The organism is Planococcus shenhongbingii (assembly GCF_030413635.1).
GTDB lineage: Bacteria > Bacillota > Bacilli > Bacillales_A > Planococcaceae > Planococcus > Planococcus shenhongbingii.
The window spans coordinates 1,704,206-1,730,470 of record NZ_CP129235.1 but is presented as its reverse complement, the minus strand read 5'-3'; the positions used below and the strand labels follow the sequence as shown (position 1 = coordinate 1,730,470).

Sequence of the window (26,265 nt, the reverse complement as noted above, 5' to 3'; positions counted from 1 at the left end):
ACTTTCTCCCCCTGTTGACCGCTTGTTGCAAATCTACCTCATCGTCAGTTTTCTGTCGCGTGCCAGCGTCAGCAATTCTTCGGCATGTTGCAATGTCAATTCTGTAATTTCTGCTCCAGACAGCATTCTGCTCATTTCTTCTGTACGTTCATCTCCATCCAGTTCATGGACGGTCGTTATGGTGCGCTGATTTTCCACATTCTTTTCGATGAATAAATGCTGGTCTGCCATAGCCGCAACTTGCGGCAAATGGGAAATGCACAGCACTTGCGAATGGACGGAAATAGCGGCGATTTTTTCCGCGATTGCCTGTGCCACCCGGCCGCTGACGCCCGTATCCACTTCGTCGAATATGATGGAAGTAATGCCTTGGTGTTTTGAAAAAATCGTTTTTAACGCCAGCATCATTCTTGAAAGCTCTCCGCCTGATGCCACTTTTGTCAGTGGTTTCAGCGGTTCTCCAAGGTTGGTTGAAATATAAAAAGCAATTGCATCGCGGCCATTCCGGTCGAAACGCCCATTCGGCAATGCACTGAAATTCACTTCGAATGACGCTTTCCCCATATGCAGCGCCTGCAGCTGTTCCATAATGGCTTCGCCTAAATCCTTCGCGGCTTTCTTTCGCAACAGCGTCAACTCTTCCGCTTCCACGCGGAGGTCTTCCGTAAGTTCCTTGAGTTTCGCTTGGTCAAGCTGCAAACGCTGATCACGATTAATCAAGCGGTCGAGCTCATCCACTTGCGTTTCATGATAAAGCAAAATGTCTTCTACAGAAGCCCCATATTTTCTTTTTAACGATTGAAGAAGCGCCAGACGCTGCTCGATTTCGTTCAGCCTTGCCGGATCGAATTCCATATCATCTATTATACGCTTGATTTCGCCAGAAACATCCTGAATCTGATAAAAAGCCCCGGAAAGTATTTCGGAGTGGCTGCTGAATTCCTCATCCACCGAAGCTGCATGCTCAATTTCTGACATTGCAGAACCCAGCCAGTCGAGGCCTTTCGACTCTCCTTGAATCGCTTCATGCGCGGCGGACACCGACTCATAGATTTTATTGAAATTCTGAAGTTTTTTGCGTTCTTGCAGCAGCTCTTCTTCTTCTCCCGCAACCAGTTCAGCAGCTTCGATTTCCCGCAGCTGAAACGTCAAAAGGTCAATCCGCTGGGCAATCTGCTGCTCGTTTTCATTATATGAGGCAAATTCACGCTTCAGCTTCATGTACTTATCGTAGGTATGAAGATAGCTTTCCTTCGCTTTGGCAATCGATTTTCCAGCAAATTGATCCAGCAAATACACATGCTGTTTTTCATCCATCAATTCCTGTGTTTCATGCTGGCCATGAATATCGATCAAAGCGGCGCCGACTTCCCGCAAGATCGAAATCGTCACCAGTTTCCCGTTGATGCGGCAAACATTTTTCCCCTTATCGTTCAGTTCCCGGCGCAGCAAAATATCACCGTCACTGGCGTCAATACCAAATTCCTCTAGTTTCCGAAACACCGGATGCTGCATAGTTTCCAAGGAGAAAAGCCCTTCAATTTCCGCTCTTTTAGCGCCATGGCGTATAAATTCTTGGCTTCCTCGTCCTCCGGCCAATAAATGCACAGCATCAATGATAATGGATTTCCCGGCACCCGTTTCCCCGGTCAACACGGTCAATCCTTCTGTGAAACTGACTGAGAGTGCATCAATAATGGCAAAATTGCGTATATCCAGTTCCCGAAGCATACCCATCCACCTCTTTTTATAGCATTTCGATCAATCGTTGTTTCAATACTTCCCGCTGTTCTGTGTCACGGCAAATGATTAAGCAGGTATCATCCCCGCAAATCGTTCCAAGGATTTCTTCCCAGTCCAAATGGTCGATTAAAGAGCCGATGGCATGGGCATTTCCCGGCAATGTCTTCATAATTAAAAAGTGGCTGGCTCCATCAATGCTGACGAATGCATCGGTCAAGGCCCGGTGCAGCTTTTGCATCGGGTTGAAGCGCTGATCAGCCGGCAAGCTGTATTTATAGCGTCCATCCTGCAAAGGCACTTTCACCAAATGCAATTCTTTTATATCACGCGACACAGTAGCTTGTGTAACTTCGTAGCCGGCAGATTTCAATAAATCCACGAGTTCATCTTGTGTTTCAATTTCCCGGTTGGAAATCAAATCACGAATTTTTATATGGCGTTGACCTTTGTTCACTTTTAGTCCTCCTAGAATGAATAATTATTCTATATATTTAATATCGTACCTTTAAATAGGACTAAAAACAAGCAATGAAAGCGGGCACACCCATCCAGTCCTGCAAGCAACGTAAACCTTGCAGCTAGTGGAAACCTTGGAGCAGGCTAATGTCCTAAACGCGCCGGTCAAGGCCGAAAAAGAAAACACATTCCTTGTGGAATGTGTTTATAATTTTTCATGCGCCGTTTTCACTGTTTCTGCTATCTGCTCTGCCGAAAGAGGCATGATTTCTTCGCTTTCATGGGCAGATTGCAAATGAAATAAAAACTCGATATTGCCTTCTCCCCCGGTAATGGGGGAAAAAGACATATTTTTCAAATGGAAGCCGGCATCAACAGCGAAGCCTCCGACTTTGGCAAGCACTTCCCGATGGATTTTCGGGTCTCTGACGATGCCTTTTTTCCCTACTGACTCCCGCCCTGCTTCAAACTGCGGTTTTACTAAAGCAATCACATCGCCGCCAGGCATTAAAATCTGCTTTAAGACCGGCAGGATGATGCGCAGTGAAATAAAACTGACGTCAATCGTGGCAAATTCAGGCAGTCCTTCTGTAAAATCTTCCGGTTTGGAATGCCGGAAGTTTGTGCGTTCCATAACGGTGACGCGCTCGTCTTGCCGGATTTTCCAAGCCAGCTGGTTGTACCCAACGTCAAGCGCATAACAATGTTTTGCGCCGTTTTGAAGTGCACAATCCGTAAATCCTCCGGTTGAAGAACCGATATCGAGCATCAGCTTGCCTTCGACTGACAAGTCAAATTCCGCCAATGCTTTTTCCAGTTTCAATCCACCGCGGCTTACATACTTCAAGTCGTTGCCTTTCATTTGAAGCGGAGCATCTTCAGGGATCTTTTCGCCTGGCCGATCCATGCGCACTTCATTGGAGTAGATGATGCCTGCCATAATCGCCCGTTTTGCTTTTTCGCGTGTTTCACAAATTCCGCGCTCTACTAACAGGATATCTACTCGCTCTTTTTTCGGTTTGTTCATCATACAGTCGTTTCCGCTTTAGTAGCCGGTTTCACACGCTTTTTCACAACACGCACCACTTCATCACTATTCAAATGGATTTCATCCATAAGTTCGGCAACGTCGCCGTGCTCGATAAACTGATCCGGAATTCCTAACCGGTCGATCACAGCGCCGCGGTATTGGTTTTCTTCAGCAAACTCCAATACACTGCTGCCAAAGCCGCCTTGCAGAACCGCTTCTTCAATGGTGACGATTGGAACATTGCGCTCAAAAATCTGATGCAGCATATTGATATCCATCGGTTTGATAAAGCGCGCATTGACCACTTCAGCCTGAATTCCTTCTTCACGCAGTTGCTCTGCAGCATGCAGCGCCATTGGAATCGTGGTTCCGAATGTCAAAATTACAGCATCCGTCCCTTTTTGGAGCACTTCCCACGATCCGATCGGCAATGCTTCCAGTTCTTCATCCATCGGCACGCCTAACCCGTTTCCTCGCGGGTAGCGGAGTGCAATCGGACCGCCGTTGTAATCAATCGCGGTTTTAACCATATGCTGGCCTTCATTCTCATCTTTCGGCATCATGATGACCATATTCGGCAAATTCCGTAGAAACGCGATATCGAACACGCCTTGATGCGTCTCGCCATCCGCTCCAACTAGCCCCGCCCGGTCAATGCCGATAAAGACATTCAGATTCTGGCGGCAAATATCATGGAGCACTTGGTCATAGGCACGCTGAAGGAAAGTCGAGTAGATCGCCAAAAACGGTTTCATGTCTTGAGTGGCAAGCCCCGCTGCCATTGTAGCGGCATGCTGCTCTGCAATCCCGACATCATAAAAGCGGTCCGGGAATTCTGATGCGAATCCGACCAGTTTTGAACCGACTGGCATTGCCGGCGTGATTGCGACGATGCGTTCATCGGTCCGCGCAAGTTTCCGGACGGTTTCAGCGACCAACCCGCTCCAGGAAGGTGCCGTGTTAGAAGATTTAACCAAATCGCCAGTCTCCATTTTATAAGGGCCGGTTCCGTGCCAAGTGCCGACTGTGTCGGTTTCCGCAGGCAAAAAGCCTTTTCCTTTTTTCGTGATGACATGCAGCAGGACCGGACCTTCGGTTTTTTTGGCATAACGAAGATTGTCTTCCAATTCCTCTAAATCATGTCCGTCGATCGGGCCGAGATAAGTGAATCCGAGTTCTTCAAAGAACATGCCGGAAACCACCAAGTATTTGAGGCTGTCTTTCAAACGTTCGGCCGTGGAGGCTAACCGGCCTCCGACTGCCGGGATCTTCTTCAGCAAATACTCCAGATCGTCTTTCACTTTATTGTATTTGCCGGCTGTGCGCATTCTGCCAAGCATGCTGTGCATGGCTCCAACGTTTGGAGCAATCGACATTTCGTTATCATTCAAAATGATAATCATATTGGTTTTTTCATGGCCGATGTGGTTAAGGGCTTCAAAAGCCATTCCGCCTGTCAGCGCGCCATCACCGATAATCGGAATCACGTGATTGTCTGCTTTTTTGATGTCGCGCGCAGCCGCCATACCCATTGCCGCAGACAATGAAGTTGAACTATGCCCGGTTTCCCAAACATCGTGGTCGCTTTCATTGCGTTTCGGGAAACCGCATAAACCTTTGAACTGGCGCAGCGTATCAAACTGGCTGGCACGGCCCGTCAAAATTTTATGCACATAGGACTGGTGTCCCACATCCCAGATGAATTTATCTGCAGGGCTGTCAAAGACCTTGTGCAAAGCAAGTGTCAATTCAACAACACCCAGGTTCGGTCCAATATGGCCGCCTGTCCGAGAGAGGTTTTCTATTAAAAATTGCCGGATATCTTCACTTAATCGAACGAGCTGTTTATTGTCCAGCTCTTTTAAGAAAGATGGACTAGTAATCGTATGCAGATCCATTCCATCACACACCTTTTTTAAATTTTTCCATAAAATAGCCTGTTTCCATTATAGCAATCTCTCTCCAATGTACAAATTCGAGAGACGAAATTCAGCTTTTTCTTTTCACGATCAACGCCGTCAATTCTTTCAAAAGCGGTTTTTCGCCTTCGAGCAGTTTGATGGCATCGAGTGCTTCTGCCGCATGATAATCCAGTTTTTCTTTTGCTTTTGGCAAAGTCAACAAGCTGGGATACGTGCTTTTCTCGCTTGATTCATCTTTGCCTGCTGTTTTCCCCAGCTCTTGGGAGGTTCCCGTGACATCGAGAATATCGTCTTGAATCTGAAACGCGAGGCCAAGATGTTCCCCAAATTTGCTGAGTGCCAGCATTTCTTCAGGCGTCGCTTTTCCTAAAATTGCTCCTGCCAAAATGCTGTAAGTCAATAAGGCGCCCGTTTTCAAACGGTGGACTTGTTCCAGTTCTTCCAGTGACAATCTCTTCTCTTCACCTTCAATGTCCAGTACTTGGCCGCCGACCATGCCTTCCGCGCCTGAGGCCACACTCATCAAGTCAATAAGACGGACTTTGTCATCGCTTGATACATGCTGCAGCCTTGCCACGATGCCGAAGCTATAAGTCAATAGCGCATCTCCTGCCAGAATGGCCACTGCTTCGCCGAAAACTTTATGGTTTGTTGGCATGCCGCGCCGCAAATCGTCATTGTCCATGCTCGGCAAATCGTCATGGATCAGTGAATACGTATGGATCATTTCAATCGCCGCAGCCACTTTTAATGCTTCCGGATGGTCGCCGTCCAGTTCATGAAGAACGGCCAGCATTAAAACAGGGCGGATTCTTTTTCCGCCTGCTTGAAGGGAATAATCCATCGATTCTTTTAATGAAACTGGAATAGCCAGGGACTGGATCAAATCGGATAACTCTTTTTGGATTAATGGTTCATAATGTGCTTGGAATTGGGTTAAGTTCATTTCGCTGTACCATCCGTTTCTATGTCCACTGACACTTCTTTTCCATCTTTCATCATCGTTACCAATTGTTTTTCCGCATTTTGCAGTTTGTCATGGCAGACTTTCGAAAGTTCCATTCCTTTTTGATATAAAGTCAGCGCTTCTTCGAGCGGCACATCGCCTTGCTCTAATTGACGCACGATCTCTTCCAGTTGTTCCATCGCTTGATTGAACATGATCTCTTTTTCAGCCATTTCAATTGTCTCCTTTGTTTGTTAAAATGCGTTCCGTTCCGTTACGGTTGCTGACAAACTCCCGTCTTTCATCGCAATCGTCAGCTTTTCGCCTTCTTCAATTTGTGCCACACTTTTTACAACTTGGCTGCCTTTATACGCAATTGTATAGCCGCGGTCCATGATTTTCAACGGGCTTAAGGCATCGAGTGTCCGCATCGCCGAGGATAACTGCTGGGACCGGTTTTTCAAGGACTGGCTAATCAGGCCATCAAGGCGCTTTTGCAGATGCTCAAGGTCAACTGAAGATTGTTTGATTGAATTAATCGGACTCCGGCTGGCCAGCTGCTTTTCGATATTGGCATGCCGTTCTCTGGAGCGCCTGTAATTCTGAATCACTTCGCGCTGCAAAGAATCCGTTGCCCGTTCGACCCGTTCGATAAACGGCCGGTAAAGCCGATCAGGATAAGCAAACGGCATAGAAGAGGTCACCCGGTTTAAAGCCGTCTTATCTTTAGTAATCGTATTTGAAGCCATGCGGTACATGGCTGTTTGGTAACTCAGCAAACGTTCCAGCAATTCCGCCTTGCTCGGTACAGCGAGTTCCGCTGCCGCCGTCGGTGTTGCTGCCCGCAAATCCGCTACAAAATCAGCGATGGTCGTATCGGTTTCATGGCCGACGGCAGAAATGACCGGAATACGCGACTGGAAAATCGCCCGTGCGACCGCTTCTTCGTTGAAAGCCCATAAATCTTCGATAGAGCCGCCTCCGCGTCCGACAATCATGACATCATAATCAGACTTGTTGGCGGCTTGGATTGACTGAACAATTGATTGGACTGCCTGCGCCCCTTGCACAAGCGTCGGGTAAATAACGATTTTCGCCAGAGGATAACGGCGATGGAGTGTAATGCAAATATCGCGTACAGCCGCTCCTGTTGGCGCTGTCACCACCGCGATTTTACGCGGAAAACGCGGAAAGGGCTTTTTATGGACAGCATTAAACAGGCCTTCTGCCGCCAGCTTTTCTTTCAGCTGTTCAAAAGCCAGGTAATAGTCGCCGATGCCGTCAGCCTGCATCGACTGCGCATACAGCTGGTATTGGCCGGATGCTTCGTAAACGGTGACGTCACCGCGGATCAGCACGGTCATTCCGCTTTCCGGTTTGAATTTCACAGTCCGCGCATTAGCCGAGAACATCACCGCTGGTAATCGGGCCGAATTGTCTTTCAGTGTGAAATAAATATGCCCGCTCGTATGGATTTTGACATTCGATAATTCCCCTTTGACGTAGACGTCCCGTAAATGTGGATCAGCATCGAATTTCTTTTTTATGTATTTGGTTAACGCTTTAACGGATAAATACGGGTCGGTAGCCAAAATTTCAACCCCAATCTTGAAAATTAAAAAGCTGTCTTTCTTTCGAAAAACAGCCTCTTTTCTACTTATTTTACATGGTTTCTATGTTTTTGTCTTTCAACAACCCATTTTCAGCCGACTGCACGGTATTCTCCATCAGCATGGCAATCGTCATAGGGCCAACGCCCCCAGGCACCGGTGTCAGGAAAGAAGCCGTTTCCTGGACATCCGCAAGATCCACATCACCGCATAATTTGCCGTTTTCGTCACGGTTCATGCCGACATCTATCACTACAGCTCCTGGCTTAACAAAGCTATGGTCAATTAATTTGGCTTTGCCGATTGCAGAAACCAAAATATCCGCTTGTCTTGTAAAAGAGGCCAAATCGGCTGTTTTGGAATGGCAATACGTAACGGTCGCATCTTGCTGCAGCATCAATTGGCCAATCGGTTTTCCGACAATATTGCTGCGTCCGATGACCACCGTATGTTTTCCTGCTGGATTGATGCCATAATGCTCCAGCAATTTCATGATGCCATGAGGCGTACAAGGCAAAAAGGCTTCTTTGCCGATCACCATATTGCCTACGGAAACCGGATGGAAGCCATCCACGTCTTTGGACGGATCGATCGCTTGGATCACTTTAAACTCGTCGATTTGTTTTGGCAAAGGGAGCTGCACCAAAATGCCGTGGATATCCGGGTCTTTGTTCAAATCATCGATGACGGAAAGCAGTTCTGCTTCCTCCAGCGTATCGGGAAATTGATGCAAATCCGAACGCATTCCCAGAGCCTCACATGTTTTTTTCTTGTTTTTGACATATGTATGGGAAGCTGAATCTTCACCGACCAGCACAACGGCCAATCCCGGAACGATTCCTTGTTCTTTCAGTTTTTCCACTCGCGTCTTTACTTGCTCTTTAATTTTAAGGCTTACTGCTTTTCCATCAATAGTTTTCGCAGTCATTAAAATTCCCCCAATTTAGTTTGCTAGTTCGTCAGTGAATTTAGACAATACGCCGTTCACAAATCGGCTTGACTTGTCATCTCCAAAAGTTTTGCTGAGTTCAATCGCTTCATTCATTATAACGCTGGCGGGTGCGTCTTCCATAAAGGCCAGTTCAAAAACGGCCATACGCAGAATCGTCCGCTCCACTTTCGGCAAACGTTCAAGTGACCAGTTTTCCAGATGCCCTTTCAACTTTTCATCAATTGCCGCCAAATTGGCATGAGTTCCTTCCACCAGCAATTCATAGAAATTATCCCGCTCTAGCCCCATCACATGTTCACTGGCTTCTGTAATGGTCAGCTCCGTTCCATCCACCTGAAATAAGGTCTGGAGCGCCTTTTCGCGTGCTTCATGTCGTTTCATATAATATCCGGTCTCCTTTTCGTACTAATTATCACTCATTATACAGGTAATACACGCGAACTTCCATGTTTGAAATGTTTAGATAATTTATGCAACCGAAGTGGTTCTTGCTCTTTTCGGCTTTGCTTAAGCGGATTTAAGCCGAAAAGAAAAAGCCGCCTGTTAAGCCGAAAAGGCTTAACAGACGGCTTCTCTATTCTTACTCTTCTGAATGCTGAGTTTCAAAATGAATCCCTGTAATATGGACATTTACTTCCTGTGTCTGAAGAGAAGTCATATTTTCCAGTGTTTGCCGTACCTGTTCCTGGACTTTCAATGCTGTTTGCGGAATAGAGACGCCATAATCCATCACACAATAAACGTCAATCATCAATCCTTCTTCTGAAAGATCGGTTTTGACGCCTTTGCCATGAACCGTTTTTCCAAGGCGTTCTGCAACGCCGGAAGCAAAATTCCCTCGCATGCTGGCAACACCTTCAATATCGGTTGCGGCGATGCTTGCAATAATTTCCAGAACTTCAGGCGCCACTTCAATATTGCCTAAATTCTGCTTGCCGCTTGGTTTCATTTGTACATAGGGTGCTGTTTTTTCTGCCATGGTGCCATTACCCCCTTAGGATTCTAAAACATCGTACTTTTCAAGGAATTTCGTATTAAAATCCCCAGCTTTAAATACTTCATGATCCATCAATTTCAAATGGAACGGAATGGTTGTATGGACACCTTCCACAACAAATTCATCTAAGGCACGTTTCATCTTAGCTATCGCTTGTTCACGCGTATCCGCAAAAGTGATCAATTTCGCTACCATGGAATCATAATAGGGAGGAATGCTGTACCCTGGATACATTGCCGAATCGACACGCACTCCCATTCCGCCCGGCGGCAAATACATCGTCACTTTACCGGCGGAAGGCATGAAATTCTTGGCAGGGTTTTCCGCATTGATGCGGCATTCAATCGACCAGCCTTTAAACGTAACGTCTTCTTGCTTATGGGCCAGGACTTCTCCTGAAGCCACTTTTAATTGCTGTTGAATCAAATCGATTCCGGTAATCATTTCCGTTACAGGATGTTCAACTTGGATCCGTGTATTCATTTCCATGAAATAAAACTTCTGGTTAACAGCATCAAAAATGAATTCGACTGTCCCAGCGCCGCGATACGCTACTGCCAAAGCCGCTTTTACAGCTGCCTCTCCCATTTCTGCACGAAGTTCCGGCGAAAGGGCTGGAGATGGCGCTTCTTCCACTAATTTTTGCATACGGCGTTGAATGGTGCAATCACGCTCGCCCAAATGGATGGCATTGCCGTGCGAATCAGCCAGAACCTGAATTTCAATGTGGCGGAAATCTTCAATGAATTTCTCAATATAAACACCGGGATTGCCAAAAGCTGCTGCAGCTTCTTTCTGGGTCATCCGGAGGCCGGTGATGAAATCTTCACGGTCGCGGGCAACGCGGATGCCTTTTCCGCCGCCGCCGGCTGTGGCTTTGATGATAACTGGAAAACCGATATCTTCCGCGATTTCAAGGCCTTCTTTTTCACTTCCGACAATTCCAGTGGATCCTGGAACCACAGGAACACCTGCTTGGCGCATGGTTTCACGCGCTACATCTTTAGTTCCCATCTTGGAAATCGCATCCGATGTCGGACCGATAAACATGATATCGCAGGCTTCGCAGAGTTCCGCAAAACTTGCATTTTCAGCTAAAAAACCATATCCCGGATGGATGCCATCACAGTTCGTCAGTTTGGCCACTGAAATGATATTGGAGAAATTCAAATAGCTGTCTTTAGAAAGTTTCGGCCCGATGCAATAGGCTTCGTCAGCCAATTCAACATGAAGCGCTTCTTTATCCGCTTCAGAATAAACAGCCACGGTTTCAATATCCATTTCTTTGCAGGCGCGGATAATACGGACTGCTATTTCACCACGGTTTGCGATTAATACTTTTTTCATCGGTTTCCCCTCCTCAGTTAGTTTTTACGAGGAATAGAGGCTGACCATATTCGACAAGCTGACCGTCTTTAACGAGAATCTCAGCAATTTCCCCATCCACTTCCGCTTCGATTTCATTGAACAACTTCATCGCTTCAACGATGCAGACCACTTGATCGGCAGAAACTTTTGATCCCGGCTGAACGTATGCCGCTTCATCGGGAGACGGTGATTGGTAGAATGTGCCAACCATCGGCGACAGGATCTTATGTAGATTTTCGTCTTGCACAGCAGGAATTTCAGGAGTTTCTTCTGAAATCAGTTCTTCCGCCTTTGCAGCCGGTGTCGGTACTGGAGCAGGTGCTGGCTGTGCGGCCGGTGCCGGTTGTGCTGGAGCTTCAACTGCTGCGTTTGCTGATACACTGTTTTTCTTCAATTTTACTTTAACTCCATCAGCTTCATAGCTGAATTCGTCAATCGATGAGTTATCCACCAGTTTAATAATTTCTCGGATTTCTTGGATTTTCAATTCGCTCTACTCCCCTTTATGTATATCGTAGTTATTACTTCATTTTAGACTTTTTTAAATCAATTTGAAATAGCCAGTTGACATTTAAAAAAATAGGCCTCTGCGAAAGAGGCCGCTTTCTTTATCACGCTTTGGCTGCTTTGATGCTTCAGCCTGTCAAGCGAGTGGTCAACTAACCGTTTGAGTCCGATTTCTGGAACTTCCTGGCAGCAGGATAAAACCCTCCGCTTAAATGGCCGTTCTTTTTATTGTGCCCGTGAAACGTATGAAGAATCTGTTGTGTTGATGATCAGCTTGTCGCCTTCATTGATGAAAAATGGAACCTGCACAGTCAATCCAGTTGATAGCGTAGCCGGTTTTGAACCCCCGCTGGCAGTATCGCCTTTGATGCCCGGGTCAGTTGCAGTAACCTCAAGCACTACAGTATTCGGCAATTCTACTCCCAAGACTTCTCCCTGGTATTGAATTACTTGAACTTCCATGTTTTCTTGAAGGAATTTCAATTCATATTCAATGCTTTTCTCCTGGAGTTCGATTTGGTCATAAGTTTCTGTATCCATAAACGCATGTGTATCGCCGTTTGCATACAAATACTGCATTTTACGGTTGTCAATTTGTGCTTTCGCCACTTTCTCGCCAGCGCGGAACGTTTTTTCGTTGACGTTTCCTGAACGCAGATTGCGAAGTTTCGTACGGACGAATGCAGCGCCTTTGCCCGGCTTTACGTGCTGGAATTCCATGACGCGCCAAATATCGCCATCCACTTCAATTGTTACACCTGTTTTAAAATCGTTTACTGAAATCATGTTAGTTCCTCCGTTTGTTATAAAATGCGAAGCTCTTTTGTGGAGTGAGTTAAACGTTCATTTCCTGACTCAGTTATCAGTATATCATCTTCAATGCGTACTCCGCCAATTCCCGGAAGATATATCCCCGGCTCCACTGTAACGGCCATTCCCGCCTCAAGAACGGTCTGCGATTTAAATGATAACCCAGGAGCTTCATGCACTTCAAGTCCAATGCCGTGGCCTGTAGAATGTCCAAATGCTTCCCCGTAGCCTTTTGATTTAATGTAATCACGGGCAATGGCATCCGCTTCAATGCCGGTCATGCCCGGCCCGATTTTTTCAACGGCCATCACTTGGGCATCCAAAACAATCTGGTAGATTTCCTTCAGCTTGCCGGAAGGTTCACCCACTGCTACAGTACGGGTGATATCTGAAATATAGCCGTTGTACAAAGCTCCGTAATCGAGCGTGATGAAATCGCCATTTTCGATTTTTTTATCCGTCGCCACCCCGTGCGGCAGAGCTGAACGCAAGCCCGATGCGACAATCGTATCAAACGAAGAAGAAGTCGCCCCTTGTTTTCTCATGAAGAATTCCAGCTCATTGGAAATCTCCAGTTCTGTCTGGCCTGCTTTGATGAATTTACAGATATGTTCATAGGCATCATCGGCGATTTTAGCGGCTGCTTTTAAGATGCTGACTTCTTCCGGAGTCTTTATCATCCGGATTTTTTCAATCAAGCCGCTGATTGGTTTTAAGTCAGCTTCGATTTTCGCTTGGTATTCGAGGAATGATGCATAAGTTACGTAGTCTTTTTCAAAAGCCAATGATTTCACAGCAAGATTCCTTGCGATTTCTGCAGCTTCTTCCAGCAAATTCGTTTTTGCCTGGACGACTTCGAATTCCTTCACTTGGCTTCCCGCTTGCTCGGTATAGCGGAAATCGGTAATGAAGTAAGCTTTGTTCTGCGTCACAAGCGCCAGCCCAGCCGTGCCGGTAAATCCGGTTATGTAGTGCAGATTATACTGGCTAGTAATCAGCAAAGCCTCGAGTTGCTGCTGTTCCATTTCGGTGCGCAATTTTTGAAGTTTCAATGGGGTCATCCTCTCGCTTGTTTGAATAGCAATGCATGCAATGCCAATTTATAGACGTCTTGGCCAAAACCCGTTATTTGTCCGGCTGCTACCGGAGCGATATGGGAGTGATGGCGGAATTCCTCTCGCTTATAAACATTGGAGATATGTACTTCAATGACAGGAACCTGGATCGAAGCGATGGCATCCCTGATGGCTACGCTTGTATGGGTAAATGCTCCGGCATTTAAAACAATGCCTTCTGTGCCGTCATCAGCAGCAAGATGAATCCAGTCGATCAATTCACCTTCATGGTTGGACTGCATGCACATTAAATTGATGCCGTTGCCCTGGGAAAACTCCATCAAGTCCGCTTCCAATTCATCAAGTGTAAAAGTACCGTATGCTTCTTTTTCGCGCTTTCCAAGGCGATTTAAGTTTGGTCCATTCAGGCACAATATCTTCATTTTCCCACTCCTCTCCATCACAGTCTTCACTATTTTATCATACGGCAAAAAACGAGCAACCATTAAAAGAAAAACTGGAAATTCTTCAATTGATTTGCTGATTTATTTGTTAATCCCTTTTCTTTTTAACTGAACCGGTTTTTCTCTGTCTTTTTCATTTTTTATTTCTTGTTTTAGGTTTTGAATTTTTCAAATTGGCCTTATGTAGTATTTTACATGTATTATCTTTTTACTGTCTTACAGTTTTTTCGATTGCCAAACTCGTTTCTGAATTGATAAAGGTTTGTGTTAGTGCTTTTTTATATTTTTCCTCTTGTAGTTTTCTACATTTATTGCCTTTTCTCTTCACGAAATTATGAAACGGCAAAAAAACGCGGCGGCCGGAGCCGTCGCGTTTCTGGTTCTTCTTATAGTCCGCATTTTAATTGAGCGTTGCAGTTGGTGCATGTATTGCAGCCGCCCATTTCTTCAACGGTCCCTTTTCGGCAGACCGGGCAAGTGTCGCCCACTTCTGATCCGATTGTTACATTGGTTGATCGCAAATCCTGGATCGTATCAATAAGGACGATTGGGCGTTTCCCTTTGACTTCTTCTTTGTGGTCTTCTTCTTCGAAAGTGTTTTCTTCCGCTTTCAGCGTCAGCACTTGCGAATCACGGCTGCCGTCAACATAAACCGTGCCGCCTTTTGCTCCGCCTTTGTACAAGCGCTCGTACACGCCTTCTACTTGTTCGACCGTATAGCCGCGCGGCGCGTTGACCGTTTTGGAAATCGAAGAGTCAATCCAGCGCTGAATGATGCATTGCACGTCAGCATGAGCTTCCGGAGCTAAGTCCATTGAAGTCACAAATGCTTTTGGCAGGTTTTCTTCATCTGCATCCGGATTGCTTTTCAGATACTCGCGCACGATGTCGGCTTTAACTTCGATAAATTTGCCAAGACGGCCGCTGCGGTAGTAGGTGAATGAATAGTATGGCTCAAGGCCGGTTGAAACGCCAACCATCGTTCCAGTAGATCCTGTCGGCGCTACTGTCAGCAAGTGAGAATTTCGGATGCCGTTTTCCAAAATGCCTTCGCGCACTTCTTCTGGCATGCCTTGCATAAAGCCGGTTTCGGTAAAGGCTTTACGGAGAGCCGCTGTTTCTTCATCGGTATTTCCAACAAGGAACGGGAAGCTTCCACGTTCCACTGCTAAATCCGTTGATTGCTCGTATGCAGCAATCGCGATCGTCTTGAAGATTTCATCGACCAGCTCATTGCCTTCCGGTGAACCGTATTCTTTGTCGCAATAGATGAGAAGATCAGCAAGGCCCATTACTCCAAGGCCGACACGCCGTTCCCCAAGAGCCTGGACGCGGTTTTCTTCAAGGAAATAAGGAGTCGCGTCAATAACATTATCCTGCATCCGGACACCGACGCGCACCGTTTCTTTTAAAGCTTGGAAATCGACTTGTTTCGTCACCGGGTCTGCAAATCTTGCCAAGTTGACTGCCGCCAAGTTACAGACAGAATAAGGAGCAAGCGGCTGCTCACCGCAAGGATTCGTCGCAACAACTTTTTGTCCGTACGCTGTAGCATTGGTTTTTTCATTGGCGTTGTCAATGAAGAAAATGCCGGGTTCAGCGGAATAAGTGGCACAGACATTTATCAAATTCCACAATTCACGGGCTTTCATCGTCCGGTAAGTGCGCACTTTATGGCCCATTTTTTCCCATTCGCGCACATCGCCGATTTGATGCCATTGTTCGTTGTAGATCGCCATCTCTTCTTTTGAATAGGATTCCACTGCCGGGAAGCGCAATTCGAAATCAGCGTCTTGTTCTACAGCTTGCATGAAATCGTCCGTCAACGTAACCGAGATATTGGCGCCAGTCAGGAATTCTTCGTTATGGACAGAATAGGTTCCGCCGTCGCGCAGCTTTGTTTCCGCGTCACGCATGATTTTTTCGTTAAAGCCGCCCATTCCAGGAATTGCCCGGTAGTTCAGGATGCCTTGATACATCGCTTCTTCCTGTTCAGTCAACGGTTTGAATTTCAATTTATTATGCGCCAGTTTTTTGATCGTTTCATCTTGTGAGTTTTCGATCAAATAACGCAGGATGCGCGGGTTCTGCATCTTGGAAATGATGAATTCCGCAATATCCGGATGCCAGTCGGCAAGCATGATCATTTGTGCACCGCGGCGCGAGCCGCCTTGTTCCACCAGATGCGTCAGTTTTGCGATGTCATCAAGCCAGGATACCGACCCCGATGATTTGCCGTTGACTCCCCGTGCCAGCGTATTGCGCGGGCGGAGCGTTGAACCGTTTGTTCCGACCCCTCCGCCTCTTGACATGATTTCCATCACTTGTTTGCGGTGATCCGAAATTCCTTCGCGTGAATCCGCGACAAACGGCATGACATAACAGTTGAAATACGTTACATCTGTATCTGCTCCCGCTCCGTACAAAACACGGCCTGCTGGAATGAATTTCAAACCGACAAGCTGTTCGTAGAATTTTTCGAACCAGTGCTGGCGTTTCTCTGGAGTCGTTTCCACCGATGCCAGACCGGTCGCATTGCGTTTTGCGATTTGTTCGTAATAAACTTCAAGCGGTTTTTCAATAACATCTAAAGTACGGTTGACGATTCCGCTTTCTTGTTCGCTTTCCTTGTCGATGGCACTGCGATAATCTTCTTCAATCCAGATTTTCGCTGTGTTTGCCTCTTTATCGATTGAAACGATAAATCCAAGGCCGCGAGCCGGGAATTTCGGATCTTCTTTAACGGTTAAAACGACGAAATCGCCGGCTTTAAGCGTCTTTTTTTCCGTATCTTTAAAAGAATACCGGTCAATCATTACGAGACGGGATACCCCTTTATGCGTAATTTTCATCTCAGGAGTAATCGCATGAACTTGCGGGAATGCCTGAATATCTTTGTTTAAAGAATTTGGATCAAGTGTGTATTGAGTTTGTGTGACAGAAACCATTTGACAATTCCTCCTTTGTATTATATGGAGTTAAACACTATATATAGTATTACTACAATTCCCATGATACTAGATATTGAAACTTTTTTAAATAACAAAATTTTGCTCAGAATTTTTTTCCAATTGGAAAACCGATAGAATCAAGCTTTTCAAATGAACCCGGTTTTGAAAATGAGCCAAAAGGCTCCTTAAGTCCGAAAATTCCAATCATCGTTGCCGTACTTTTTTTCTTCAACGGCTTTAATGTAATCCAGCTGTTCTTCGTTCAATATGTATGGCTCTAAACTGATGCCTAAAGCATCCTGAAACCCTGTCTTAAAAGCTTCGATGCATTCTTCAATCGATGCGGGCTGTTCCCTCAGGGAATTGATTGCTACCGCTTTTCCAGGAATTTTCTCGCGCATAATTTCTTTTATTTCAGGCTTCCGGTACTTGAAGACGGACAGCAGTTTTTCGATATCCAAATCCAGAAGAATGGCGCCGTGCTGAAGGATAACGCCTTTTTGGCGGGTTTGCGCACTGCCGGCCACTTTCTTCCCTTCAACGACCATTTCGTACCAGCTTGGAGAGTCAAAACAAACAGCACTTTTCGGCTGCTTCAAATCCGCTCTCTTCTCCGCGGTATCCGGCACTGAAAAATATGCATCAAGCCCCAGATTATGAAATCCTTTCAACAAGCCTTCACTAAGCACACGATAGGCTTGCGTAACCGTCTCCGGCATATCCGGGTAATCTTCGCTGACGATGATGCTGTACGTCAGTTCATGCTCATGGAGCACCCCCCTGCCGCCGGTTGGACGCCGGACAAATCCGAGTCCGAGCTCTTCGACTTTCTCCATGTCGATTTCTTTTTCCACTTTTTGAAAATAGCCGATCGACAAAGTGGCTGGATTCCAGCCATAGAACCGGATTACCGGCGGGATAAGGCCTTCGCTATGCCAATCCAGTAAAGCTTCATCCATTGCCATGTTGAATGAAGGGCTGTTGCGCCCAGAATTTATAAAGTACCATTCCGAAATTTTCACAAGATCGCCCCCTAAATCCATTAAATAGTGTAACATTGCCATTGAACAAACGTCACTCCTTCTTTTATAATAAAGAGAGAATAGAAAGGGGCAAGAAGAACATTGGATTATCTGTATATCATCATAGGCGTACTGCTAGTCGTCATCATATTCGGTTTGATTTCTTATTTCCGGATTAAAAAAGCTGTCACAAACCTTACACAGGAACAATTTATCGAAGGCTATCGCAAAGCTCAGCTTATCGATGTCCGTGAGCCAAAAGAATTTGCCGGCGGCCACATTTTAGGGGCACGCAATATACCTCAGTCTCAATTGCGCCAGCGCTACAAGGAAATCCGTTCCGACAAGCCGGTTTATTTATATGACCAAAACGGCGCACGCAGCGGCCGTGTTGCATTGTTTTTGAAGAAAAAAGGCTATACTCAGCTGTATCAGCTGCAAGGCGGATTCAAACAATGGACCGGCAAAATTAAATCAAAAGGATAATTTATAAAAGTCTTTCCAAACAGGAAAGACTTTTTTTCTACCTAATGCCCATTCCATTAAAATGAAACGAGGGGAACTATATGAAACCGACAATTTTATTTCCGCACCATCATTCAATCCGTGAAACGTTGCCGCATTATGCCGACGTCGCCGCTGTCTCGGCACGCATTTTTACTCAGCTTGACGAGCGGTCACCGGGTTCTTGGATGCATATCGACATAACGGAAACCATCACTCAACTTTATACATACTTGCTTGATATGATGGAAAATGGCCAGCTGGCATATGAAACACTGTCGTTCATTTACGAAGCGCGTCCGATGGGCAAAATCGGCAATACATCGGATGATTTGCATAGCGGAAACTTAAAGATCCAAGAGACATTTGAGAATCGGCTGATTTATTTTCCAAAGCATGAAGTGGCGCTGACTCAATTGCCTTTTTACACCACTTCGGACAATAGCTGGCCTGAGTTTCAATGCTTTGCAAAATCCATTGAAGGTGCATTCCAATTTCTCGAAGATACGAATGAAATGCTGCGCCAGACGCTGATGAACAATATCACATTCCTGGTGGACGCTGAAGAAGGCGTGAAACGCCGCAATTACGGTGAGATGGCAATCGTCTCCCGGCAAGACGTCATGCTCGAAGAAGGCGTGAAACAAGACATATTCCGTTCCATCGATGAGTTTTTCAGAAAAGGCGGCCAGTTCTTCAAAGACTATGGCGTTCCTTTTAAACGGGGCATCCTGCTTTACGGCTCACCGGGCAACGGCAAAACAACATTGGTCAAGTCCATCACCGGCTCCACTGAAGCTCCAGTTGTTTACTGGCAGATTACCGAACACACAAATAGCTATACTGTCCAGGAAGTGTTCGGCATCGTTTCCCGGCTGGCCCCGGCAATCCTTGTCATAGAAGATATCGATTCGATGCCGGAGTTCATGCGCTCTGTTTTTCTCAATACGCTCGACGGCACACAATCGCGTGAAGGCCTGTTCATCATCGGCACGACGAATTACCCCGAACGGATCGATCCGGCGCTGATCAACCGCGCAGGGCGCTTTGACAGGGCTTACGAAATTCCTTCCCCGGATAAAAAACTGCGCAAGCAATATTTGCGGAAACTGGACGTCAAATCCATTTTTACTGAAGAAGAAATTGACGATATGGCGAAATTGACCAAAGGCTTGTCTATTTCGCAGCTTAACGAGCTTTATATGTCGTCTGCACTGAACTGGCATTATGAAGGCAATTCCGAATACGAGAAACGCATCCGTGAGCTTCAGAAGCAAAATAAACGGACCGAGCAGAACAATTGGGAAGAATCCGATTCGCCCATAGGATTTTAAATTTAGTAGGAAATCAGAAAAAAGCCCGTTTGAAAGGTTGTATACCTTCAAACGGGCTTTTCTTTGTTCTATTCAGCTTTCGTGTAGCGGAGCACTGGCTTACGGGCTGCCTGCGCTTCATCAAGCCGTTTGATAACCGTCGTATGCGGGGCATTCTGGACGATTTCCGGATTGTCTTCCACTTCTTTAGCGATTTGGATCATCGCGTCGATAAATGAATCCAAGGTTTCTTTTGATTCGGTTTCTGTCGGTTCGATCATCATGCCTTCTTCCACATTTAACGGGAAGTAGATCGTTGGCGGATGGTAGCCGAAGTCAAGCAGGCGTTTTGCCATATCCAAAGTACGCACGCCCAGTTTCTTCTGGCGTCGGCCGCTTAATACGAATTCGTGTTTGCAATGGCGGTCATACGGCAAATCGAAATGAGGCGCCAGTCTGCGCATCATGTAATTGGCGTTTAATACCGCGTATTCTGTTACCGCTTTTAAGCCGTCCGGCCCCATTGAGCGGATATACGTATAAGCACGGACGTTGATGCCAAAGTTGCCGTAGAACGGCTTGACGCGTCCGATAGAATCCGGGCGGTTGTAGTCGAATGTCAAACCTTCTGCTGTTTTCACCAAAACCGGTTTCGGCAAGTAAGGAATCAAATCCTTTTTCACGCCTACAGGGCCTGAACCTGGGCCGCCGCCGCCGTGTGGGCCAGTGAATGTCTTGTGCAAGTTTAAATGCACCACGTCAAAGCCCATGTCTCCAGGGCGTGCTTTTGACATAACTGCGTTCAAGTTGGCACCATCATAATACAATTTGCCGCCTACTTCATGGATAATGGCAGCCATTTCAAGAATCTGTTCTTCAAATAAGCCAAGCGTATTCGGGTTGGTCAACATCAATGCAGCTGTATCTTCTCCAACTACGCGCTTTAAATCTTCAAGGTCCACTAAGCCGTGTTCGTTCGATTTTACTGTCACCGTCTCAAAGCCGGCAACTGTAGCAGATGCAGGGTTCGTGCCGTGTGCAGAATCGGGAACGATGACTTTTGTGCGATTCATGTCGCCTCTTGACTCGTGGTAAGCACGGATCATCATCAAGCCTGTCCACTCGCCTTGCGCACCAGCAGCTGGTTGAAGTGTCACTTCATCCATGCCAGTGATTTCTTTCAGATGTTCCTGCAAATCGAATAACAGTTCCATTGCGCCTTGGACAGTGGATTCGTCCTGCAACGGATGGATATTCGCGAATCCAGGGAAACGGGCAACTGATTCGTTGATTTTTGGGTTGTATTTCATCGTGCAAGAACCAAGCGGATAAAATCCGGAATCGACGCCGTGGTTGCGCTTTGATAAAGCCGTGTAATGGCGCATGATGTCCAGTTCCGATACTTCCGGCAGCTCAGCTGCTTTTTCACGGATCAAGCCTTGCGGCAAGACGTCATTCAAATCAATTTCCGGAACATCAAGATCCGGCAGGCTATAGCCGATGCGGCCTTCTTTCGTCATTTCAAAAATGAGCGGTTGATTATCTTTATGCATGAGTAGCCCCCATTTCCTGCACTGATGCAGCAACTTCCTGCACGAATGCATCGATTTCTTCTTTTGTGCGCTGCTCAGTTACAGCAACAAGCATATGTCCTTCTAACTCTTCGTAGCTGCGGCCAAGATCATAGCCGCCGATAATTCCTTTTTCCAGCAATCCGGTATTAACTTCTTTGACCGGAGCTTTTGTTTTCACGACGATTTCGTTGAAATGAGCGCCTTCAAATGCAATATCAAATCCTGCTTTTTTCAGTTGCTGTTTCATGTAATAAGTTTTAGTGATGTTCTGTACAGCGATATGTTTCGTGCCGACTTTTCCGAGCGCTGTCATGGCAACAGATGCTGCCAATGCGTTCAACGCTTGGTTCGAACAGATATTAGAAGTCGCTTTATCGCGGCGGATATGCTGTTCGCGTGCTTGCAATGTCAACACAAAGCCACGGCGCCCGTCTTCATCAACCGTTTCCCCAACCAGACGGCCTGGAACTTTTCTCATCAATTTTTTAGTGACAGCAAAATACCCGCAATGAGGTCCACCGAAAGCTTCTGGAATTCCGAATGGCTGCGCATCGCCTACAGTGATGTCGGCCCCAAGTTCACCAGGCGAAGTCAATGCACCCAGTGCCAAAGGATTGGCAGATACCGCAAACAGCGCACCTGCCCCGTGGATAACCGATTCGAAAGAAGCCAAGTCTTCCACTTGCCCAAAGAAGTTCGGATATTGGATCATCACAGCCGCTACATCATCATTGATCATGTTTTTCAATGCTTCAAGATCTGTATGGCCATCTTTCAATGGGATTTCTTCCACTTCAATCGATTGCCCTAGTGCATAGCTGCGGACAACATCACGCGACTCCGGATGAACCGCACGTGACACCAGGATTTTTTTGCGGCGAGTATGCGCCGCAGCAAGCATTCCAGCTTCTGCCAATGCCGTTCCGCCGTCATACATCGAAGAGTTGGCAAGATCCATTCCAGTCAATTCACTGATCATCGTCTGGAATTCAAAAATCGCCTGCAATTCGCCTTGGGAAATTTCCGGCTGATAAGGTGTATAAGCTGTATAGAACTCAGAACGCGAAATTACATGGTCGACAATAATCGGCTTGTAATGGTCGTAAACTCCTGCTCCCAAAAACGAAGCATAACGGTTTGAATCAGCATTTTTCGCTGCTAATTGCGCCAATTCTTTTATCAATGAAGATTCGGATTTGGCCGCTTTGATATTGTATTCGCCTTTAAAACGGACTTTTTCAGGAATGTCTGCAAATAATTCATCAATCGACTCGATGCCGATTACGTCCAGCATGTCTTTTTCGTCTTGAGACGTCATGGGTAAATAGCGATGTTTCATAGAATGCGGTCTCCTTTTCAAATAAGATTATTTAACGCGTTTATAAAACGGCGTTTCAACTGTCTTCGCTTTCAGGCGTTTATTGCGGATTTCAATTTCGACTTCAGTTCCGAGTTCAGCAAAATCAGTTGAAACCAGAACCAATCCGATATTTTTCTTAAGTGTCGGTGACTGTGTGCCTGAAGTAACTTCCCCGATCAGTTTGCCATCTGCATAAACCGGATAGCCGTGGCGTGGAATGCCTTTGTCAATCATTTCAATGCCGACAAGCTTGCGGGGCACTCCATTTTCTTTTTGGGCAGCCAATGCTTCTTTCCCGGTAAAGTCGGACTCTTTTTTCAGTTTTACAACAAAATTCAATCCGGCTTCAAGCGGCGTTATATCTTTAGACAATTCTTGCCCGTATAATGCCAAACATGCTTCAAAACGCAAGGTATCGCGTGCTCCGAGACCGCATGGCAAAACGCCGTCTTTTTCGCCTTCAGATAAAATTTTATCCCAAAGAGCGACTGTCGCTTCCAGATTTGCATAAATTTCAAAACCGTCTTCTCCTGTATAGCCGGTCCGTGAAACGATTACTGGATATCCGCCGACTGAAACATCCGTTTTAAAGCGGAAAGCTTTGATCTCAGAAAGGTCTTCTTCAGTCAAACGCTGCAATACCGTTTCTGCCAGAGGTCCTTGAAGAGCTAATAAACCGAATTGATCGGACTGGTTGTCAAGTTGGACATCACCGAATGCGGCATCTTGCATCCATTGAAAATCCTTTTCGATATTAGAGGCGTTAACAACCAGCATATACCGGTCATCACTGATTTTATAGACCAGCAAGTCATCAACAACACCACCATTTTCATAGCACATCGCTGAGTATTGCGCTTGGCCGTCTTTAATTTTGGAAACGTCGTTAGTCACAAGATGCTGCAAAAACTCCAGGCTTCCAGAACCCGTCACCATGATTTCGCCCATATGGGAAACATCAAATAGTCCAGCCTTTGTCCGAACTGCTTCGTGTTCTCCTTTAATGCTTGAAAATTGCACCGGAAGTTCCCATCCGCCGAAGTCGATTGTCTTCCCGCCATACTTCGAGTATGCCTCAAAAAGAGGTGTACGCTGTAATTGCCCTGTCACTTCACTCATTCATTTTCCTCCTCCAATAATCAAATTCCACAAAAAAAAGGACAGAGATTCCCCCTTGAAAGGGAAATCTCTGTCCTGGAACCTGAAAGTTTACCTTTACGGCTTTCCTCTTTGGTAGCTGCACAGCAGCGTTCTCCAGAGATGCGTCCTGCACGAGTCTTTTTGCCTGAGAGATTCATAACATTTCGTTACTTGCTCCTTCGGCGACGCTTTCGCGTTCTCTCCCCGTACAATCATCCGCCCAAATCGAATCATTTGGTCCAAACCGTTATACAGAATAGTATAACTTTGTCTATATCCTAACATTGTTAGGAGGCAAGCGCAATCAATTTTGTTTTGCGTTTGAAGAAGCGAATGTTTTACCTTAAATCGCATTCATCGTTCGCCTTTTAAGCGATTTACTTGGAAAGCGGCATATTGTGTAATTTGCCGCAATGTACGAAATTCCGTACGGATTGTAATGTGGGCAGCAGCTTTATAGTGGCGGTAGCGCGATTTGAACAAAGCTTCAATTTCTTCTCTTGTCGAATTTCTGACAATCGGCCGATTTGCATCTTTGTGGATCCGGCGCCAAATTTCCCTGAAAGGAGCATCCAAAAACAGCACTAGCCCTGTTTCACGCATGATTTTGCAGTTCACTTCACGCAAAGGCACACCGCCGCCTGTAGAAATAATGCAATTATCATGGCCATGGCTTTTCAAAAACTCTGTTTCCAGGTCCCTAAAATAAGCTTCTCCGCATTGCTCAAAAATCTCCGGTATCGTTTTACCGGTCTGCCGGACTATTTCCTTATCCATATCATAGAAGGGCAGTTTCAATAAAAAACTAAGCCTTCTGCCTACTGCACTTTTGCCGCAGCCCATAAATCCGACTAAATATATTCTTTTCATCTTACCACCCAATACTCCCCTACTGCTCAGGCATTTTATTTTGCTCAATTACCATTAGTAGTTGTATCGTAGCATGTCTATGCATATTTTCCAATCCATCGTATGTTTTGTATTGGATCGAATAGACAGCCAATCCATGGGAAAGCAAGAGCAGCGCAGACAAGAAAAAGACGGCGGAACAGGGATACAACGCGCCTTTATTGGACTTAAGGAGGAGTAACCACATACTCCGCCTCCTCTACAATGCCATTTGTGAATTCTGCGCGGACAGACAGCTTCGTCCCCACCAATTCAAAACGGCATTTTTTTAAATTGGTCAGCATGATTTCATGACCTTGCCTGAATTTCTGTTTTCGCACGTAGTATTCAAACGATTCAATATCATATTCCACGCTTTGTTGAAGAATGCGGATCCCTCCTCCGTTATTAATGATTTGAACTGAATCACTGCCTGCCAGATAAGCCTGTAAATCAACGCTGAACAATTGCCATTCCAGAAGTTTGGGGTTTGTTTCTTTTGCAAATGTCAGCATAAAACTGAAAAACAGCACAATAAGCGGCAATAAAATCATCAGCAGCATTAGTTCGAACAGCGAATTCAAAAATGCGAAACCTTTCTCATCGGGCTTTTTTATTCGATGCATATCGTTTCACTTGTTTGTTTGTAATTTTGATAGCTGACACAAAGTTCATCCTTCATTTCCCAGCTGTAAGTGACGCCGTTCACGCGCCGTTCCCCCTGTAAAATATTCAGCGAGTGGATTTCCTTGGCTCCTTCATGCAGCGTTTCATAGGCAATCAGCCGCTCTTTCTTCAAATGGATGGATTGCTGCAATTGCTGCATCACCGGCAGCAAGGTACCGAACAGTATAAATAACATAAACAGGCTCAGCATCGTTTCTGCCCAGGAAAATCCTTGTTCATTCAGAGAAAACCACCCTTCCTTTTCCCAAATGGACAACCATCGACTTGTCTCCTGTACTTGTTGAAAAGTAAATGGTGCCTGAACTTGATACAGAACCGTTGGCCGTAAAATACACGCCATTGATATTGCTCGTTTTTTTGACTTTTACAGACAACGGAATTTTACGGGGAGGCAGCCCCTTCTTGAGATTCCAAATCACTTCATAAGTATGGTCAGCCTCGCGGAAAACGACCATGACCGGAGCTTTGGTGCGGTAGCTTTCACTTTGGGCGAAATAAATATCGCGGAGCAGCAAATCGAAAAAACGGTCTTCTTCCTTATCGATTTCAAATGTCCGGTAAGAAGGGATGGCAATGCCGACAACCGTCATCAGCACTGCCAGTACCAGCAGCATTTCAATTAATGTAAAGCCTGTTTCCTTTAAGAGGCTTTTGATGTGACAACTCCGTCAACCGAAATCTCCACCGTGTCGCCGTTCGGGCAAGTGGTTTCATTTGCTTTTAGATACCCGCCTGTCACCAGATTTGCTATGGTCGGAACCGACTTCTCATCCATGCGGTATGACTCTACTTGGCCTTGGACCATATGCACAAACGCTTTACAGCCTTTTTCATCAACAGAAGAAGTTTGTTTCGTAACGTTCGGGATCGCGATGGCAATCAATACCGTGATGATAAGCATGACAATCAGCATTTCGATCAAAGTAAATCCTTTTTGGCTTTTTAAAATACGCATAGTTTTCCTCC

The 26,265-nt window shown here is 46.0% G+C and carries 27 protein-coding genes and 1 riboswitch; of the genes, 2 read left to right on the top strand and 25 right to left on the bottom strand.

Annotated features, from left to right (window positions below; all coding sequences use genetic code 11):
- Positions 1-33 precede the first annotated feature (33 nt).
- The 17 genes from recN to QWY16_RS08545 form a co-directional block, all read right to left on the bottom strand.
- Positions 34-1,731, bottom strand: a complete 1,698-nt coding sequence (gene recN / locus QWY16_RS08625; RefSeq protein ID WP_300992736.1) for a DNA repair protein RecN — start codon at positions 1,729-1,731, stop codon at positions 34-36.
- A gap of 16 nt (positions 1,732-1,747) precedes the next feature.
- Positions 1,748-2,197 carry a transcriptional regulator AhrC/ArgR gene (gene ahrC / locus QWY16_RS08620; RefSeq protein WP_036809248.1) on the bottom strand — a complete coding sequence of 150 codons (450 nt, stop codon included), beginning with the start codon at positions 2,195-2,197 and terminating at the stop codon, positions 1,748-1,750.
- Positions 2,198-2,404: 207 nt separating this feature from the next.
- Positions 2,405-3,226, bottom strand: coding sequence for a TlyA family RNA methyltransferase (locus QWY16_RS08615; protein WP_300993356.1), 822 nt, complete (start codon positions 3,224-3,226; stop codon positions 2,405-2,407).
- Positions 3,226-5,127, bottom strand: coding sequence for a 1-deoxy-D-xylulose-5-phosphate synthase (gene dxs / locus QWY16_RS08610; RefSeq protein WP_300992734.1), 1,902 nt, complete (start codon positions 5,125-5,127; stop codon positions 3,226-3,228). Before dxs ends, QWY16_RS08615 begins: the two co-directional genes overlap by 1 nt.
- A gap of 91 nt (positions 5,128-5,218) precedes the next feature.
- On the bottom strand, positions 5,219-6,097 hold the full coding sequence (locus QWY16_RS08605) for a polyprenyl synthetase family protein (protein ID WP_300992732.1): 879 nt from the start codon (positions 6,095-6,097) through the stop codon (positions 5,219-5,221).
- Complete coding sequence (gene xseB, locus QWY16_RS08600; protein ID WP_300992730.1) at positions 6,094-6,330, bottom strand: exodeoxyribonuclease VII small subunit; 237 nt, start codon at positions 6,328-6,330, stop codon at positions 6,094-6,096. The genes QWY16_RS08605 and xseB overlap by 4 nt, the downstream gene beginning before the upstream one ends.
- A gap of 21 nt (positions 6,331-6,351) precedes the next feature.
- A complete protein-coding gene (xseA, locus tag QWY16_RS08595) occupies positions 6,352-7,689 on the bottom strand; it encodes an exodeoxyribonuclease VII large subunit (RefSeq protein WP_300992728.1) in 1,338 nt (445 codons plus the stop codon).
- Between the two features lie 70 nt (positions 7,690-7,759).
- The gene (gene folD, locus QWY16_RS08590; RefSeq protein ID WP_300992726.1) at positions 7,760-8,635 is read right to left on the bottom strand and encodes a bifunctional methylenetetrahydrofolate dehydrogenase/methenyltetrahydrofolate cyclohydrolase FolD; all 876 of its coding nucleotides are present in this window, start codon (positions 8,633-8,635) and stop codon (positions 7,760-7,762) included.
- Positions 8,636-8,650: 15 nt separating this feature from the next.
- A complete protein-coding gene (gene nusB / locus QWY16_RS08585; protein ID WP_300992724.1) occupies positions 8,651-9,040 on the bottom strand; it encodes a transcription antitermination factor NusB in 390 nt (129 codons plus the stop codon).
- 199 nt (positions 9,041-9,239) lie between these two features.
- On the bottom strand, positions 9,240-9,638 hold the full coding sequence (locus QWY16_RS08580; protein ID WP_300992721.1) for an Asp23/Gls24 family envelope stress response protein: 399 nt from the start codon (positions 9,636-9,638) through the stop codon (positions 9,240-9,242).
- A gap of 15 nt (positions 9,639-9,653) precedes the next feature.
- Positions 9,654-11,003 carry an acetyl-CoA carboxylase biotin carboxylase subunit gene (gene accC / locus QWY16_RS08575; RefSeq protein ID WP_300992718.1) on the bottom strand — a complete coding sequence of 450 codons (1,350 nt, stop codon included), beginning with the start codon at positions 11,001-11,003 and terminating at the stop codon, positions 9,654-9,656.
- Between the two features lie 13 nt (positions 11,004-11,016).
- A complete protein-coding gene (gene accB, locus QWY16_RS08570) occupies positions 11,017-11,511 on the bottom strand; it encodes an acetyl-CoA carboxylase biotin carboxyl carrier protein (RefSeq protein WP_300992716.1) in 495 nt (164 codons plus the stop codon).
- A 245-nt stretch (positions 11,512-11,756) separates the two neighbouring features.
- Positions 11,757-12,317, bottom strand: a complete 561-nt coding sequence (efp, locus tag QWY16_RS08565) for an elongation factor P (RefSeq protein WP_300992714.1) — start codon at positions 12,315-12,317, stop codon at positions 11,757-11,759.
- A 17-nt stretch (positions 12,318-12,334) separates the two neighbouring features.
- Positions 12,335-13,402, bottom strand: a complete 1,068-nt coding sequence (locus tag QWY16_RS08560) for a M24 family metallopeptidase (RefSeq protein WP_300992712.1) — start codon at positions 13,400-13,402, stop codon at positions 12,335-12,337.
- The gene (gene aroQ, locus QWY16_RS08555; RefSeq protein WP_300992710.1) at positions 13,399-13,839 is read right to left on the bottom strand and encodes a type II 3-dehydroquinate dehydratase; all 441 of its coding nucleotides are present in this window, start codon (positions 13,837-13,839) and stop codon (positions 13,399-13,401) included. The genes QWY16_RS08560 and aroQ overlap by 4 nt, the downstream gene beginning before the upstream one ends.
- A gap of 407 nt (positions 13,840-14,246) precedes the next feature.
- Entirely contained in the window at positions 14,247-16,808 is a 2,562-nt protein-coding gene (locus QWY16_RS08550) for a vitamin B12-dependent ribonucleotide reductase (RefSeq protein WP_300992708.1), read from the bottom strand.
- 188 nt (positions 16,809-16,996) lie between these two features.
- A complete protein-coding gene (locus tag QWY16_RS08545; protein ID WP_300993354.1) occupies positions 16,997-17,776 on the bottom strand; it encodes a lipoate--protein ligase family protein in 780 nt (259 codons plus the stop codon).
- A 159-nt stretch (positions 17,777-17,935) separates the two neighbouring features.
- On the opposite strand from QWY16_RS08545, the gene QWY16_RS08540 reads away from it, so the two are divergent.
- Positions 17,936-18,319 carry a rhodanese-like domain-containing protein gene (locus tag QWY16_RS08540; RefSeq protein WP_300992707.1) on the top strand — a complete coding sequence of 128 codons (384 nt, stop codon included), beginning with the start codon at positions 17,936-17,938 and terminating at the stop codon, positions 18,317-18,319.
- An 80-nt stretch (positions 18,320-18,399) separates the two neighbouring features.
- Positions 18,400-19,671: an AAA family ATPase gene (locus QWY16_RS08535; protein WP_300992705.1), complete on the top strand. Its 1,272-nt coding sequence runs from the start codon at positions 18,400-18,402 to the stop codon at positions 19,669-19,671.
- Positions 19,672-19,739: 68 nt separating this feature from the next.
- Here QWY16_RS08535 and gcvPB read toward each other — a convergent pair whose 3' ends face one another.
- The 8 genes from gcvPB to comGC all read right to left on the bottom strand — a co-directional run bounded on the left by gcvPB (position 19,740) and on the right by comGC (position 26,254).
- Positions 19,740-21,203, bottom strand: a complete 1,464-nt coding sequence (gcvPB, locus tag QWY16_RS08530) for an aminomethyl-transferring glycine dehydrogenase subunit GcvPB (protein WP_300992704.1) — start codon at positions 21,201-21,203, stop codon at positions 19,740-19,742.
- Positions 21,196-22,563 (bottom strand): aminomethyl-transferring glycine dehydrogenase subunit GcvPA, encoded by a 1,368-nt coding sequence (gcvPA, locus tag QWY16_RS08525; protein ID WP_300992702.1) that lies wholly within the window; start codon positions 22,561-22,563, stop codon positions 21,196-21,198. Before gcvPA ends, gcvPB begins: the two co-directional genes overlap by 8 nt.
- Positions 22,564-22,590: 27 nt before the next feature.
- Positions 22,591-23,703, bottom strand: a complete 1,113-nt coding sequence (gene gcvT, locus QWY16_RS08520) for a glycine cleavage system aminomethyltransferase GcvT (RefSeq protein WP_300992699.1) — start codon at positions 23,701-23,703, stop codon at positions 22,591-22,593.
- A 144-nt stretch (positions 23,704-23,847) separates the two neighbouring features.
- A riboswitch (glycine riboswitch) is annotated at positions 23,848-23,940 on the bottom strand.
- 138 nt (positions 23,941-24,078) lie between these two features.
- Positions 24,079-24,594 carry a shikimate kinase gene (locus tag QWY16_RS08515; protein ID WP_300992696.1) on the bottom strand — a complete coding sequence of 172 codons (516 nt, stop codon included), beginning with the start codon at positions 24,592-24,594 and terminating at the stop codon, positions 24,079-24,081.
- A gap of 206 nt (positions 24,595-24,800) precedes the next feature.
- A complete protein-coding gene (comGF, locus tag QWY16_RS08510; protein WP_300992695.1) occupies positions 24,801-25,238 on the bottom strand; it encodes a competence type IV pilus minor pilin ComGF in 438 nt (145 codons plus the stop codon).
- Positions 25,226-25,474: a hypothetical protein gene (locus tag QWY16_RS08505; RefSeq protein ID WP_300992692.1), complete on the bottom strand. Its 249-nt coding sequence runs from the start codon at positions 25,472-25,474 to the stop codon at positions 25,226-25,228. Before QWY16_RS08505 ends, comGF begins: the two co-directional genes overlap by 13 nt.
- Positions 25,475-25,514: 40 nt before the next feature.
- A complete protein-coding gene (comGD, locus tag QWY16_RS08500; RefSeq protein ID WP_300993351.1) occupies positions 25,515-25,955 on the bottom strand; it encodes a competence type IV pilus minor pilin ComGD in 441 nt (146 codons plus the stop codon).
- Positions 25,940-26,254, bottom strand: a complete 315-nt coding sequence (gene comGC, locus QWY16_RS08495; RefSeq protein WP_300992690.1) for a competence type IV pilus major pilin ComGC — start codon at positions 26,252-26,254, stop codon at positions 25,940-25,942. Before comGC ends, comGD begins: the two co-directional genes overlap by 16 nt.
- Positions 26,255-26,265: the final 11 nt, after the last annotated feature.

What these genes read in the sequence shown, in the direction of transcription:
- comGC (WP_300992690.1), bottom strand. Translation starts at nt 26,254, where the DNA reads ATGCGTATTTTAAAAAGCCAAAAAGGATTTACTTTGATCGAAATGCTG.
- gcvT (WP_300992699.1), bottom strand. Translation starts at nt 23,703, where the DNA reads ATGAGTGAAGTGACAGGGCAATTACAGCGTACACCTCTTTTTGAGGCA.
- xseB (WP_300992730.1), bottom strand. Translation starts at nt 6,330, where the DNA reads ATGGCTGAAAAAGAGATCATGTTCAATCAAGCGATGGAACAACTGGAA.
- recN (WP_300992736.1), bottom strand. Translation starts at nt 1,731, where the DNA reads ATGCTTCGGGAACTGGATATACGCAATTTTGCCATTATTGATGCACTC.
- accC (WP_300992718.1), bottom strand. Translation starts at nt 11,003, where the DNA reads ATGAAAAAAGTATTAATCGCAAACCGTGGTGAAATAGCAGTCCGTATT.
- QWY16_RS08615 (WP_300993356.1), bottom strand. Translation starts at nt 3,226, where the DNA reads ATGAACAAACCGAAAAAAGAGCGAGTAGATATCCTGTTAGTAGAGCGC.
- QWY16_RS08535 (WP_300992705.1), top strand. Translation starts at nt 18,400, where the DNA reads ATGAAACCGACAATTTTATTTCCGCACCATCATTCAATCCGTGAAACG.
- gcvPB (WP_300992704.1), bottom strand. Translation starts at nt 21,203, where the DNA reads ATGCATAAAGATAATCAACCGCTCATTTTTGAAATGACGAAAGAAGGC.
- comGF (WP_300992695.1), bottom strand. Translation starts at nt 25,238, where the DNA reads ATGCATCGAATAAAAAAGCCCGATGAGAAAGGTTTCGCATTTTTGAAT.
- folD (WP_300992726.1), bottom strand. Translation starts at nt 8,635, where the DNA reads ATGACTGCGAAAACTATTGATGGAAAAGCAGTAAGCCTTAAAATTAAA.
- QWY16_RS08545 (WP_300993354.1), bottom strand. Translation starts at nt 17,776, where the DNA reads ATGGCAATGGATGAAGCTTTACTGGATTGGCATAGCGAAGGCCTTATC.
- dxs (WP_300992734.1), bottom strand. Translation starts at nt 5,127, where the DNA reads ATGGATCTGCATACGATTACTAGTCCATCTTTCTTAAAAGAGCTGGAC.
- QWY16_RS08560 (WP_300992712.1), bottom strand. Translation starts at nt 13,402, where the DNA reads ATGACCCCATTGAAACTTCAAAAATTGCGCACCGAAATGGAACAGCAG.
- gcvPA (WP_300992702.1), bottom strand. Translation starts at nt 22,563, where the DNA reads ATGAAACATCGCTATTTACCCATGACGTCTCAAGACGAAAAAGACATG.
- QWY16_RS08505 (WP_300992692.1), bottom strand. Translation starts at nt 25,474, where the DNA reads ATGTTATTTATACTGTTCGGTACCTTGCTGCCGGTGATGCAGCAATTG.
- efp (WP_300992714.1), bottom strand. Translation starts at nt 12,317, where the DNA reads ATGATTTCAGTAAACGATTTTAAAACAGGTGTAACAATTGAAGTGGAT.
- QWY16_RS08605 (WP_300992732.1), bottom strand. Translation starts at nt 6,097, where the DNA reads ATGAACTTAACCCAATTCCAAGCACATTATGAACCATTAATCCAAAAA.
- QWY16_RS08515 (WP_300992696.1), bottom strand. Translation starts at nt 24,594, where the DNA reads ATGAAAAGAATATATTTAGTCGGATTTATGGGCTGCGGCAAAAGTGCA.
- QWY16_RS08550 (WP_300992708.1), bottom strand. Translation starts at nt 16,808, where the DNA reads ATGGTTTCTGTCACACAAACTCAATACACACTTGATCCAAATTCTTTA.
- QWY16_RS08580 (WP_300992721.1), bottom strand. Translation starts at nt 9,638, where the DNA reads ATGGCAGAAAAAACAGCACCCTATGTACAAATGAAACCAAGCGGCAAG.
- aroQ (WP_300992710.1), bottom strand. Translation starts at nt 13,839, where the DNA reads ATGAAGATATTGTGCCTGAATGGACCAAACTTAAATCGCCTTGGAAAG.
- nusB (WP_300992724.1), bottom strand. Translation starts at nt 9,040, where the DNA reads ATGAAACGACATGAAGCACGCGAAAAGGCGCTCCAGACCTTATTTCAG.